This window comes from Piscinibacter gummiphilus, assembly GCF_032681285.1.
GTDB classification, from domain to species: Bacteria; Pseudomonadota; Gammaproteobacteria; order Burkholderiales; family Burkholderiaceae_C; genus Rhizobacter; species Rhizobacter gummiphilus_A.
This window is the reverse complement of sequence record NZ_CP136336.1, coordinates 1,513,222-1,525,550: the sequence shown is the minus strand read 5'-3', so window position 1 is coordinate 1,525,550 and position 12,329 is coordinate 1,513,222. Positions and strand designations below refer to the sequence as shown.

14 protein-coding genes are annotated in these 12,329 nt (G+C 68.2%); 8 read left to right on the top strand and 6 right to left on the bottom strand.

Translation table 11 applies throughout. From position 1 onward, the window contains the following. Positions 1-4: 4 nt before the first annotated feature. The 5 genes from RXV79_RS07300 to RXV79_RS07280 all read left to right on the top strand — a co-directional run bounded on the left by RXV79_RS07300 (position 5) and on the right by RXV79_RS07280 (position 4,355). Positions 5-922: an ABC transporter permease gene (locus RXV79_RS07300; protein WP_316702739.1), complete on the top strand. Its 918-nt coding sequence runs from the start codon at positions 5-7 to the stop codon at positions 920-922. Beyond that, positions 922-1,722 carry an ABC transporter permease gene (locus RXV79_RS07295; protein ID WP_316702738.1) on the top strand — a complete coding sequence of 267 codons (801 nt, stop codon included), beginning with the start codon at positions 922-924 and terminating at the stop codon, positions 1,720-1,722. Before RXV79_RS07300 ends, RXV79_RS07295 begins: the two co-directional genes overlap by 1 nt. After that, positions 1,719-2,804 carry an ABC transporter ATP-binding protein gene (locus tag RXV79_RS07290; RefSeq protein WP_316702737.1) on the top strand — a complete coding sequence of 362 codons (1,086 nt, stop codon included), beginning with the start codon at positions 1,719-1,721 and terminating at the stop codon, positions 2,802-2,804. Before RXV79_RS07295 ends, RXV79_RS07290 begins: the two co-directional genes overlap by 4 nt. 15 nt (positions 2,805-2,819) lie before the next feature. After that, positions 2,820-3,308: a nucleoside deaminase gene (locus tag RXV79_RS07285; RefSeq protein WP_316702736.1), complete on the top strand. Its 489-nt coding sequence runs from the start codon at positions 2,820-2,822 to the stop codon at positions 3,306-3,308. Between the two features lie 66 nt (positions 3,309-3,374). Continuing rightward, a complete protein-coding gene (locus tag RXV79_RS07280) occupies positions 3,375-4,355 on the top strand; it encodes a Bug family tripartite tricarboxylate transporter substrate binding protein (protein ID WP_316702735.1) in 981 nt (326 codons plus the stop codon). Between the two features lie 19 nt (positions 4,356-4,374). On the opposite strand, the gene RXV79_RS07275 is transcribed toward RXV79_RS07280, so the two are convergent. Together RXV79_RS07275 and RXV79_RS07270 are read right to left on the bottom strand one after the other, a co-directional pair. After that, positions 4,375-5,304 carry a GGDEF domain-containing protein gene (locus RXV79_RS07275; protein ID WP_316702734.1) on the bottom strand — a complete coding sequence of 310 codons (930 nt, stop codon included), beginning with the start codon at positions 5,302-5,304 and terminating at the stop codon, positions 4,375-4,377. Between the two features lie 65 nt (positions 5,305-5,369). After that, the gene (locus RXV79_RS07270; RefSeq protein ID WP_316702733.1) at positions 5,370-5,825 is read right to left on the bottom strand and encodes an SRPBCC family protein; all 456 of its coding nucleotides are present in this window, start codon (positions 5,823-5,825) and stop codon (positions 5,370-5,372) included. A gap of 66 nt (positions 5,826-5,891) precedes the next feature. On the opposite strand from RXV79_RS07270, the gene RXV79_RS07265 reads away from it, so the two are divergent. Next, a complete protein-coding gene (locus tag RXV79_RS07265) occupies positions 5,892-6,260 on the top strand; it encodes a MerR family transcriptional regulator (RefSeq protein ID WP_316702732.1) in 369 nt (122 codons plus the stop codon). On the opposite strand, the gene RXV79_RS07260 is transcribed toward RXV79_RS07265, so the two are convergent. After that, positions 6,193-6,843: a YdeI/OmpD-associated family protein gene (locus tag RXV79_RS07260; RefSeq protein ID WP_316702731.1), complete on the bottom strand. Its 651-nt coding sequence runs from the start codon at positions 6,841-6,843 to the stop codon at positions 6,193-6,195. The two genes, RXV79_RS07265 and RXV79_RS07260, sit on opposite strands and share 68 nt — an antisense overlap. A 407-nt stretch (positions 6,844-7,250) precedes the next feature. Here RXV79_RS07260 and RXV79_RS07255 point away from each other — a divergent pair, with 407 nt between their 5' ends. Then, positions 7,251-7,376, top strand: coding sequence for a hypothetical protein (locus RXV79_RS07255; RefSeq protein WP_316702730.1), 126 nt, complete (start codon positions 7,251-7,253; stop codon positions 7,374-7,376). 96 nt (positions 7,377-7,472) lie between these two features. Then, positions 7,473-9,377, top strand: coding sequence for a hypothetical protein (locus RXV79_RS07250; protein WP_316702729.1), 1,905 nt, complete (start codon positions 7,473-7,475; stop codon positions 9,375-9,377). A 13-nt stretch (positions 9,378-9,390) separates the two neighbouring features. On the opposite strand, the gene RXV79_RS07245 is transcribed toward RXV79_RS07250, so the two are convergent. The 3 genes from RXV79_RS07245 to RXV79_RS07235 all read right to left on the bottom strand — a co-directional run bounded on the left by RXV79_RS07245 (position 9,391) and on the right by RXV79_RS07235 (position 12,327). After that, complete coding sequence (locus tag RXV79_RS07245) at positions 9,391-10,137, bottom strand: class I SAM-dependent methyltransferase (RefSeq protein WP_316702728.1); 747 nt, start codon at positions 10,135-10,137, stop codon at positions 9,391-9,393. Positions 10,138-10,231: 94 nt separating this feature from the next. Further along, complete coding sequence (locus tag RXV79_RS07240; protein ID WP_316702727.1) at positions 10,232-11,602, bottom strand: methyl-accepting chemotaxis protein; 1,371 nt, start codon at positions 11,600-11,602, stop codon at positions 10,232-10,234. A gap of 11 nt (positions 11,603-11,613) precedes the next feature. Continuing rightward, positions 11,614-12,327 carry an RNA polymerase sigma factor FliA gene (locus RXV79_RS07235; RefSeq protein WP_296721832.1) on the bottom strand — a complete coding sequence of 238 codons (714 nt, stop codon included), beginning with the start codon at positions 12,325-12,327 and terminating at the stop codon, positions 11,614-11,616. Positions 12,328-12,329 lie beyond the last annotated feature (2 nt).

Below are 12,329 nucleotides of genomic sequence, written 5' to 3'. Positions count from 1 at the left end.
CACCGTGAACGACATCGTCTTGCAGAACGTGCCCACGGCAGCGGCCGAGCCGGCATCGCACCGCGCCCGCACCGCCGGATCACAGCGTGTGCTGCCCGCGGTGCTCGGCCTGCCGATCTTCCTGTGGCAGGCGGTCTTCTTCGCGGCGCCGCTCGTCTTCCTCATCGTCATCACCTTCTGGCAGGTGAAGTCGTTCCGGCTGGAACCGGCTTTCGTGCTCGACAACTGGGAGCGTGTGCTGCTGTCGAGCCCGTTCCAGCGGGCCCTGGTGCACACGCTGACGCTCTCGTGCGTGACCACGCTGCTCGCGCTCGTGATCGCCTTTCCGGCCGCCTACACCATCGCCTTCCGCCTGCCAGCCCGGCTGCGCGACTTGGCAGTGGCCGCGCTCATCGTGCCCATCTTCTCGAGCTACATGCTGCGCATCTACGCCTGGCAGATCGTGCTCAGCCCCGAGGGGCTCATCAACAACCTGCTGGGCCGGGTGGGCATCGAGGCGCTGCCGATGCTGGGCGGCGCCTTCTCGCTGCAGATCGGCCTGCTCACGCTCACGCTGCCGATCGCGGTGCTGATCCTCGTCTTCGCCTTGTCGGGCATCGACCGCACGCTGATCGAGGCCGCCGAGAACCTCGGTTGCCGCCGCAGCCGCGTGATCGCGCACGTGATGCTGCCCGCCATCCGCCCCGCCCTGCTGCTGGCCGCCACCACGACCTTCCTGCTGGCCTTCGGCGACTACATCAGCCCGCTCTTCATGACGGGCAGCAAGCCGCCCACGCTGTCGATCCTGGTGGTCGACACGGTGAAGTCGGGCTCGCAGTGGCCACGTGCGTCGGTGGTGGGCGTGGCGATGCTGGGGGTGCTGGCCGCAGTGTTCGGGCTGGGCCGCTGGCTGGGATCACGGGGAACAGGAAAAGGCCATTGATGAACCTGACCCGACTCTCGCGCACGCTGCAGTACGCCTTCGTCGCCGCACTCTTCGCCTTCATCGCGGCGCCGATGCTCGTCATCGTCATCTTCTCGTTCGACGCCAACCGCTTCCCGGCCATCCCGTGGGGCGGCTTCAGCCTCGAATGGCACCGCGCCATCTTCGAAGACGAGATGGTGCGCGACGCCTTCCTCAACAGCCTGTGGGTGGGCCTCGGCACGGCGGTGCTGTCGACCGTGCTCGGCTTCGCGGCGGCCTACGTCGACCACCGCTACCGCTTCCGCGGCAAGACCGGCTTCGCGCTGCTCGTCGCCCTGCCCCCGGCGGTGCCGGCCACCATCCTCGGCATGGCGATGCTCGCGTTTCTCTCGCGTATCGGCCTCTTCGGCCGCATCGAGACCATCACCGCCTGCCATGTGGCGCTGGCCACCTCGTTCTCGATGGCCATCATCGGGCTGCGGCTCGGCGAGATGGGCAAGGATCTCGAGCAGGCGGCGTGGAACCTGGGCGCCTCGCCCGCCACCGCCTTGCTGCGCATCGTGGTGCCCTTCTGCCGGCCGGCGCTCATCGCCTCGTTCTTCCTGTCGGCGGCGGTGTCGTTCGACGAGTTCCTCATCGCCTGGTTCGTCGGCGGCGTGCATGAGACGCTGCCGGTGCGCATCTTGAACCTGCTGCAAGGCCAGGTGAACCCGAAGATCAACGCGATCGGCACCGTGGTGCTGGTCATCAGCATCACGCTGGTGCTGGTGGCTCAGCGCTTCGTGGGCGTCAAGGTCGCCAAGGAAAACGCTGCATGAGCTTTGCCTTCGTTTCGCTCCAGGGCGTGGAGAAGAAGTTTCCCGGCCACCACGCGGTGCGCGGCATCGACCTCGACATCGCGGCCGGCGAGTTCATCGCCATCATGGGCCCGTCGGGTTGCGGCAAGTCGACCACGCTGCGCATGATCGCCGGCCTCGACGAGCCGAGCGCCGGCGAGATCTTCATCGGCGGCAAGAGCATGCGCGGCATCCCCGCCTTCCAGCGCGACACGCCGATGGTGTGGCAGAGCCTCGCGCTCTTTCCCTTCCTCACCGTGGCCGAGAACGTAGCCTTCCCGCTGCGCATGAAGAAGATGGGGGCCGACGTGCGCAAGAAGCGCGCCCTCGAATGGCTCGACCGCCTGGGCCTCGCGGGCATGGCCGACCGACACGTGTCGCAGCTCTCGGGCGGCCAGCGCCAGCGTGTGGCCATCGCCCGTGCGCTCGTCACCGAGCCCTCCATCCTGCTGCTCGACGAGCCACTCAGCGCGCTCGACGCCCACCTGCGCGTGCGCATGCAGACCGAGCTGGCGCGGCTGCACCGCGAGCTGCGCATCACCTTCGTCTACGTGACGCATGCACAGTCCGAAGCCTTCGCGCTGGCCGACCGCATCGTGGTGATGGCCGACGGGCTCATCCAGCAGGCCGGCAAGCCGCAGGACGTGTACCGCGCGCCCGCCAATGCCTTCGTCGCCAACTTCATCGGCACCAACAACCTGGTGACGGGGCAGGCGAAGGCCCACGACGGCGAGTTCATCACCGTGGAGGGGCCACTCGGCCGATTCCCGGTCAAAGCGCCGCAAGGCTGGCCACTCGGCACGCCCGCGAGCTTCGTGATCGCGGCCGACCGTGTGGCCTTGCAGCCGGGCGAAGCACCGGGCGCGGCGGGCATCGCCGGCACCGTGCTCGGTCTGGAGTTCGTGGGCTCCACGCAGACCGTCTTCATCGAGCTGGGCGATGGCCAGGAGTTTCGCGTGCAGAAGCAGCAGCACGAGATCGAGTCGCTCAACCTCGCCCCCGGCCAGCGGGTCAACCTCAGCTGGGACCCTCAACAGACCTGGCTGCTGCCCCAGGCCACCTGACCGGAGCACCACACGATGTACACCGAAGCCTTCATGCAACGCGCGCTGGCGCTCTCGGCCCAGGCGCTCGACCAGCCCGGCACCGAGCCCTTCGGCGCGGTGATCGTGAAAGACGGCCAGGTCGTCGGCGAAGGCTTCAACCACGCCCGCGCCAAGTGGGACCCGACCGCTCACGGCGAGGTCGAAGCCATCCGCGACGCCTGCCAGCGCCTGGGCACCCTGCAGCTCGACGGCTGCGAGCTCTACACCTCGTGCGAGCCCTGCGCACTGTGCGTGTGCGCCATGGGCATCGTTGGCATCTCGGCTCTTTACTACGGTGCATCGCTCGAACAGTCGCACGCCGCCATCGGCGCGCTGCCCGCGAGTGCCCGCCCGCCCATCGACACCGACGCATTGCGCCGCGAGGCTGGCGCCACGATCGAGGCGCGGCGCATGCCCGCCACGCAGGCGCTCGACGCCGAGGCCATCGACATCCTCAAGCAGTGGGCCGCGCGCCGCAGCTGAGCGCGCAGATTGGCACGCTCCCTGCGAGCGACCCGCGCGTCTGGTCACTCGAATAGGAGCCTCTCCATGAAGCGTCGTCTCGTTCTCGCCGCCGGTGCCGCGGCCCTGTCGTCACCGGCCTGGGTGGGTGCCCAGAGCGCATGGCCCGCGCGCGGGCCGGTGCGGCTCATCGCGCAGTTCCCGCCGGGCGGGCTGGTCGACACGGTGGCCCGGCTGATGGCGCCGCACCTGTCTCAGGCCCTCGGGCAATCGGTGGTCGTCGAGAACCGGCCCGGTGCCGGCGGCCTCATCGGCACCGACTACGTGGCCAAGCAGCCAGCCGATGGCTACACCCTGCTCGTGAGCCACGCCTCGGTGCACATCTACGCCGCCGCCACACGCAACGTGATGCCCTTCGACCCGGTGGCCGATTTCTCCCACCTCGCCATGCTGGTGGAGGCGCCGATGGTGCTACTGGTGCGTGGCGCTTCGCCCGTGCAAAGCCTCGGGCAATACGTGACGATGGCCAAGACCAAGCCTGTGCGCTACGGCACCTCGGGCGTGGGCTCGGCCAACCACCTCTTCGGCGAGTTGCTCAAGATCGACGGGCAGGCGCCCGAGCACGACCACGTGCCCTACCAGGGCAGCGCCCCCGCGATGCAAGACCTGTTGAGCGGCCAGATCGACGGCCTCTTCGACCCCATCACCACCAACGTGGCGCAGCTCAAAGCCGGCTCGCTTCGCGCGCTGGCTGTCTCGACCCCCGCGCGCCTGCCGGCACTGCCGAGCATCCCCACGTTTGCCGAACTGGGCTACCCCTCGATGACCGGCTCGCAGTGGCTGGGACTCTCGGCGCCGAAGAACCTGCCCGCGCCGATCGCGCAGCGCCTCAAGGCGCTCATGCCCGAGATCCTGGCCAAGCCCGACGTGATGGCCCGCCTGGAAGAGCTGCAAACGCTGCCGCGCAAGACGCCGGTGCTCGGCGATGACTTCACCACGCTCATCCGCTCGCAGATCGACACCTGGACCCGCGTGGCCCGGCGCGCCAAGGTCGAGGTGATCGCCTGACGGGCGCGGGGCCGCGGCCTCAGGCCGTCGAGACGATCCGGTTGCGCCCGCCCTGCTTGGCGCGGTAGAGCCGCCGGTCCACCAGGTCGACGAAGGGCGGCGACTCCTGCCCGGCCGCGGGGATCACCGTGCCCACGCCCATGCTCACCGTCACCAGCTGGCCGAGCGGCGAGTTGCCGTGCGGGATCTGCGCCTTGAAGATCGCCTGCCGGCAACGCTCGGCCACGGCTGCGGCCGCGGCTTCGTCGCTCGCGGGCAGCACCAGCACGAACTCTTCGCCGCCGTAGCGCGCCAGAAAATCGCGCGGCCGGTTGGCGGCCGTGGACAGCGCCTGCGCGATGCGCCGCAGGCACTCGTCGCCCTCCATGTGGCCGTGGTGGTCGTTGTAGCGCTTGAAGAAGTCGACGTCGAACATGATCAGCGAGAGCGGCTGCGTGTTGCGGCGGGCTTCTTCCCATTCGATGGCGAGCACCGCGTCGAACTTGCGGCGGTTGGCCACACCGGTGAGGCTGTCGAGGAACGAGAGTGCCTCCAGCTCGCGCTGCAGGCTCAGGAGCTTCTCCTCGGTCTTCTTGCGCTCGGTGATGTCGAACATGAAGCCGATGAGCGAGTCGACCTCGCCCGTCTCCTTGCGCACCACGTGCACCACGTCGCGGATCCACACGTAGTCGCCGGTGGCGGTGAGCGCGCGGTAGTCGGCCTCGTGGTCCACGCCGGCCTGCGACTGCGAGACGCAGAAGTTGACGACACGGTCGCGGTCGTCGGGGTGCATGCGCGAGGCCCAATCGTCCACGCTCACCCAGCTCGACGGTGCCCAGCCGAGCAGCGGCTCGATCTGCGGGCCGATGTAGGCGAAGGTCATGGTCGCCCAATCGATCTTCCACGGAATGGCGCGGGTGGATTCGAGCAAGGTCCGGTAGACGGCGCTATCGGGTTCGCTGGGAAGCATGGTGAAGGGCCCGGAGGTACGACGCCACAAGCATAGCGGCCCTCCCTCGCTGAACACGCGTGCGTTTAGCGGGCATCTTCCAGGTGTTGCTTGAGCACCTGCAAACCCTGGCGTGCGCGCCGCGTCATCAGGCGCCGCGCCAGCGGCAGCACGATGAAGCGCGACCAGCCGGTGGTGCGCCGGCTGAACATCCGCCAGACCACCTCGCACGCCCCAGGCGCCGTCTGCCGACACACGATCTCCATGCGCGGCAGCACGCTCGCGAGCGTGCCCTCCGTCACGATCCTCGTGCCCGGCTCAACCTCCACCACCCGTATGGCGACGACGCCGCGCCCGCGCATCGGTTGCGCGAACTCTTCGCGGTACTGCTTGCCGACGGTGTCAAACGGCAACCCGTCGGTGGTGGTCATACGCAGCACGCCCGGAAACCACGCCGGGAAGTTCACAAGATTCGCGGCGTAGTCGAATGCGACACGTTGCGGGCACTCGACGACGACAGCGGCTTGGGCGAGAAGGTACATGCACGGCTCCTGTGAAAGTGAGCCGAAGGCTAAAGTGTGGACCCAGGTCCACAGTCAAGCACTATCTTGGAAATCAAGGAACTCGAAGCCCAGACCGGCCTCGGCCGCGACGCGATCCGCTACTACGAGCGCCGGGGGCTGCTGGGCTTCGTGCCACGCGGCCCCAACAACTACCGCGACTACCCGTCGTCGCTGGTGCGGGAACTCAAGCTGCTGAGCGCCATGCAGGCGCTGGGCTTCTCGCTCGACGAGATCAGCAGCGTGCTCGAAGGCATGCGGTCGCAGGGCATCGATTGCCGGGGCGGCGCGAAGCTGCTCGCCGCCAAGCGCGAAGACGTGGAAAGGCAGATCCGCGAGCTGCGCCAGGTCAGCCGCTTGCTCCGGGTGGAGCAGGCGCGGCTCGAGGAGCGTGCGAGGAAGCACGGGCGTGGATAGTCTCTCCGCGCTCCAGCATCTCCACCAGCTGGGCAATGCGCTTGGCACGCGTCTCGGGCTTCAGCGCCGTCTGGATGCGCCACAGCACCGCGTAGCGATTGGCGGCGTCGATCGTGGCGAAGAACGCCTTGGCCTTCGGCGCAGCTTTCAGCGCTGACAAGAGGTCCGCGGGCACCTCGGACGTGCGCGCCCCGTCATAGGCTCTTGCCCAGCGTCCATCGGCCTTGGCGGCCTCGACCTGGGCCAAGCCAGGTGCCTGCATGCGGCCCGCCTCGATGAGCGCCGCGACCTTGTCGACGTTGATCTTCGACCAGACGCTACGCGCGCGCCGTGGGGTGAAGCGCTGCAGGAAGTGCTGGTCGTCGAAGCCCTTCTTCTGGCCGTCGATCCAGCCCCAGCACAGCGCGATCTCCACCGCTTCGGCGTAGCTCACGCTGGGTTGGCTGGCACCGCGTTTGGCGATCTTGAGCCAGAGGCCGTCGGAGGACGCGTGGTTCTTCTTGAGCCAAAGCTCGAAGGCTTTGGCAGTCTTGAACAAGGTGGCGGATGAAGCGGACGAAGGGGCGGTTCTGGTGGCGCTCATCCGGCGAGTTTGCCGCGAGACAGCTTGTCAGCGGGCGTCAGGAAGTCCCCACGCCAGCAGCGTTTTCGCCGTCGGGTTAGAGTGCTGTCAGCCCGCGCGATGCGGGCCTCTCTTGAACGGAGAAACCCCATGTTGACACCCGCCCTTCACGGCGGGCGAGACGCAAGGCAACTCCAGCCTTCCGTTCCCCGCTGTCATCTCCTCGGTGCCGAGCTGCCGCTCGATCGCATCGACGTCCTGCGCCGTCGTTTCGCCCGGCGCCTGTGCTTCAGCGTTCCCGATCGTTAGGGTCGTTTCGACCCCAGGCGCATTCGCGTCGCCCTTCCTGCGAGCCCTGTCGTCCATCGGCCCTGTGCCGAGGCTGCGGCGTTCGCGTGATGTTTTCACGATCCACTGAAGCACGAACCATGAACTCACTTCCGAACACCCCTCGCGCCACCGAGCGCACCCTCTTCTCGAACCTCGCCTTCGGTGCCTGCAGCGCGCTGATGCCCTACGTCCTCGCCACGCTGTTGCTCATCGCGTTTGCCTGACGACGGCCGCGCCTCGCCGCTCTGCCATCATGTTCACCATTCAAAAGACGACAGGGAGGCATGATGAGCACCGAGGCGAAACTCATTGCAAAGCGCGTGAAGAGGTGGCCCTGGTGGGCTGCGGCATTCGTGGCCCTGGCGGTCCTCGTCGGCGCCGCATCATTCAAGGCCCGGAATGAATGCTGGCTAGGCCTGGTCTGCGAAGACGGCCTGGCCGCTTTCAACCGCGAGTCGATGGAGCGCCGTGACCCGCCGCAGGTCGAAGCCGTGGCTCCCTACGCCCGTCTGCCCATGATCCGCGGCCTGTTCGGGTCTGCTTTTCTGCTCGAGAACGGCCGGCTGCTGTCCCCCAAGGAAGCGCTCGGCCTGCGCATGGGGCTCAGCGCCGACCTGCAGGGGCCCGCGTTGCCGGCAACGGCTGTTGCGCTGGTGGCGTCGCCCCGCAGCTCGCATCAGCAGGACATCCTCTGGTCCGACGGCCGCTTGACGCGCAACCAGCATTTCGACCCGGTGACGGGCACTGCCAGTCCAGGGCGATGGTCGGAAGACACCCCAGACCGCGTGCAGATCGACGACGGCGTCGCGCTCGCCAGCGGCAGCAACTTCCGGTTGGTGTTGCGCCGCGATGGCTCGGTGTGGGGCTACGGCGGCAATGACTTCGGCCAGTTGGGCACGCAGGACGACAACCTGAACAACCAGTGGTTACCATTGACGCGGCCTGTGGCGGGCCTGACGGAGGTGACGGCCATCGCGGCCGGCATGCGTCACGCATTGGCACTGACACGCGACGGCACGGTGTGGCAATGGGGGGCGAACAACACCGCACTTCTCTTTCGCAAGCAGGTGCAGGACGGGGGGGTGTGGGAATGGTCCAGCCAGTTGCCTCGCCAGCCGGACTTCTTCAACCCGGAGCCGTCGCGCGTGCCCGGCCTGGTCAACATCGTCAAGATTGCCGCCGGCAAGAACCACAGCATCGCGCTCGACAAGGAAGGTGCGGTCTGGGCATGGGGGGACTCGTCTGGCGGCCGCCTCGGGGTCCCGCTTCGGTTCTCGGCCGAGGCCTTGCGCCCAAGTGAGACGCTCAAGGTCGGCACTTTCGTGACCGAGCCGGTGCAGGTGCCTGGCGTCGAGCAGATCGTGGACATTGCCGCCGCGGGCTACCACTCGATTGCGCTGAAGCGCGACGGCACCGTGTGGGGCTGGGGCGACAACCAATCCGGGCAGCTCGGGATCCCGGACAAGAGCCGGCCGCCTCCGCGCGACGCTGCGCCCCAGGCCACGCGGCAGGAGTACGTCCCGCCCTTCCCCATGTCTGGCGTGAGCGACATCCAGCACATCTACACCTCCGACCACTTCTCTGCGCTAGTGAACACGCGCGGCGACTTGTTCCTGATGCGCACCGGCGTGGTCGGCTACGACTTCGCCGTGCGTGTGCCGGGGCGCGCCGGGACGCAGACCCGCATGCGGTTCTCGGTGGCCGTGAGCGCGCCGGATGCGAGCCAACGCGCCAGCCTCGACAGCGAGCTGGGCCTTTACGCCGTGGACGACGCGCTGGGGCGTGTCAACGGGCTGCTGCCCGGCGACGCGGGTTACGCCGCGGCGGCATTAGCGCCAGAGCGTGTGGCGCCGGTCTTCGAGCCGGTGGGCGGCGACGGCCCGCGCGTCGGTTCATATCAGCAGCGGGAGACCTCGAAGAAGCTCGAAGCAGACCGCCTCTTCGGCTTCTACATCGTCTTCCACTCCAACCGCTCGGCCTGGTTGCAGTCGAACCCGAAGAATGGAAACGATGGCGCCATCAAGGCCTACTTCTCGTTTCCGGCGGCCAACCCCGACCGGCTCGAACATGGATACGCGCCGAGCGCTTTCGACTATCGGTGGGAGCCCGCGCCGATCGCGCCGATGCAGCGGGAGTCGCATGCAGTGTCGTACACCTTGAAGGGCCACGGCTTGAGCCGTGTCGATCCGGCGAGGCTGCACCGCGACCTCAACGCCGGGAGGTGACACATGCGGCTCGTCAGGCCACGCGTTCCTTGAACGGCGCCTGGTAGAGCCACAGCTTGCGCCCATCGGCGCACTCGTGCACCGCGGTCGGCTGCAGGTCGGACGCCTCGAACTCGAGGCTTGCCATCCAGGCCCCGCAGCGCAGCTCGCGCGCCGCCTTGCGCACCGCGCGCGGCATGCTCTCGGGGCGCTGGAAGAGGTAGACCATCGCGTAGGGTGTCCAGTCGGCCTTCCAGATGTCGGCGCGCTTCACGCGCGCCGGCACGCGCAGCCACTTGCAGCGCAGGGCGCAGGCCAGGCGCAGCGCCCAGCTCCACTCCAGGCCTTCGAGCCGGGCTTGCGGGAACTGCGTGTGCAGCTCGCGCAGCGCATCGCCCATGCCGCAGCCGGCATCCACGACACGCGGTGTTTCGCCATCGAGCCACACGGTGCGCGAGAGGCCCTGCAGCGCGCCGCTGGGCGTGGGGAACATCGGCGCATCGCGCCAGGTGTGCAGGGGGTACAGCGCGAAGAGTGCCAGCAGCGGCAGCAGCCAGCCCCAGGCGGGAATGCTGCCTGCAATGCCCGAGGCCAGCACCGAGAGCGGGAAGCCGAGCGCGATGAAGACACGCCGCCAGCGGCGCACGCTCAGCAGGCTCAAGACGGCGCCTGCGGCGGTCGCGAGGAGAAGCGCGGCCCAGTCACGCGCATCGAGCGCGCGCAGGCCGAGGAAGAGGCCCCAGCACAGCGCCCAGACGAGCAGTGCAGGCAGCGGCCACATGGTCAGAGCGGGCCGAGCGCCGGGCCGCTCCCAAGCCGGCCCGCATCCCCGTGGGGGATCGGTCGACGTACCCGGCGGACGAGGGGCTCCATCTCTAGAAGTTGAAGGCGAGGCGCAAGCCGCCCCAGTGCTTGCCGTTCACCGTGATCGGCGCCGCGCATTCCTTCAGCAGCACGAACTTGCCGCCGCCCATGTCGCGCCGGTAGGTCTGCAGGAGGAACGGGCGCTGATTGCGCGCCGACGCGAGGCCGGTGCGGTCGTTGAAGATGCGGCGGTAGCGGCTGTTGGCGGTGTCCCACACCAGGTCGCCGCGCTGCGGGTTGCAGTAGACCTTGTTGTGCGTGGCCACGTAGCCGTTGCGGTCGACCGAGATGCAGAAGACGATCTTCTTGTCGGCCTGCAGCACGCGCTCCTGCACCTGCGGGAAGAGCCGGTCGGCCAGCGCGATGAAGCGCGTGGTGTGCTGCTGCGGGTTGGTGTTGGGGATCGCTTGGTAGTGCTCGTCGAAGAGGTCGGCCTCGCCGATGGTGCCGGTGCGCACCGCGTCTTCGAGCAGCTTCGAGACCTGGCCGGCGGCTTCTTTCGCGAGTGCGATGAAGGGCGTGTCTTCGGTCTCGATGCCGCACTCGGCCACGACCTCGATCATGTGCTCCGAGACCTTGAGGAAGGACTCGCTGCGCACGAGCGTCGACTGCAGGGCGGTGACGCTCTTGCGCATCTCGCCCTCGATCTCGGCCATCTGCGCATTGAGTCCGGTGCAGACCTCGCGGCTGTGCTGGGCGGCGGTGGTGATGCTGCCCACACCCGTCTCCAGGTCGGCCAGGGCGCGCTGGAAAGCACCCTCGTCTGCCGAGCCCGCCTTGGCGGACGCCTGCGAACGGATCTCGCGTGCCAGCGCGTCGATGCGCGAGTCGAGCTCGCCCACCGTGCTCATGATCGCCTTCGACGAACTCTCCACCTTGCCCGCCAGCTCGCGCACCGCGTCGGCCACCACGCCGAAGCCACGGCCCGCATCGCCGGCCCGCTTGGCCTCGACCGAGGCGTTGAACGCCACCAGCCGCGTCTGCAAGGCGATCTGGGTGATCTCGCCGGCGGCATTGGCCACCTGGCGCAGCGTGTCGACGATGCCGACCACTTCTTCGCCCACGCCTTCGACGGCCTGGCGCGCACGCGCCATCGCATCTCGGCTGCCGGCGGCCACGCCGCCGATCTGTTCCTGGGCCTGGGTGACGCTTCTCACCTGCTCGGCCAGCGCCGCCACGGCCTTGGCCTGGCGCTCGGCGCCCTTGGTGGTGTCGTCGAGCTGGCCGCGCACTTCGGCCGCCTCGCGGCCCATGCTCGACGCCTGCTTGCTGATCGAATGCACCGCAGCCCGCAGGTCGACACCCGTGGTGTCGACGGCGGGCTCGGCGGTGGGTGCCGCCATTGGCTTGTCGGCGCGCGCCGACCTGAAGACCTGGAACATCTACACCCCGCTCACCACTCGCGCAGTTTCACGCGCAGCCGTGCGATCGACTGGCTGTGCAGTTGGCACACACGCGACTCGGTGACCTTGAGCACCGCCGCGATTTCCTTCAGGTTCATGTCGTGCTCGTAGTACATGCTCATCACGTACTGCTCGCGCTCGGGCAGGTTCTTGATGCCTTCGACCAGGGCTTCGCGCATGCGCTGGTCTTGCAACTGGGCGAGCGGGTTGAAGCTCTCGTCGGCCACGTGGCGGTCGAGGTAGTCGTTGTCGCCGTCGTCGCCCGACATGTCTTCCAGGTACACGAGCTGGGTGCCGCGCACCTTGCCGAGCAGCTCCTGGTATTCGGTGAGCGTGACACCCATCTCGCGGGCGATCTCGCTCTCGGCCGGCGCACGGCCGAGCTTCTGCTCGAGCTTGTGCACGGCGCTTTCGATGCTGCGCTGCTGCTTGCGCACGCCGCGAGAGAGGTAGTCGTTGCCGCGCAGCTCGTCGAGCATGGCGCCGCGGATGCGCTGCGTGGCGAAGGTTTCGAACTGCACGCCCTGCGCCGCGTCGAAGCGGCTGAGTGCGTCGGTGAGCCCGATCATGCCGACCTGGATCAGGTCGTCGAGCTCGACGTTGGCCGGCAGCTTGGCAATCATCTGGTGGGCCAGGCGGCGCACCAGCGGGCTGTACTGCTTGAGCATCGAGTTGACGTCGAGTTGGCCTTTGGCGGTGTACATGG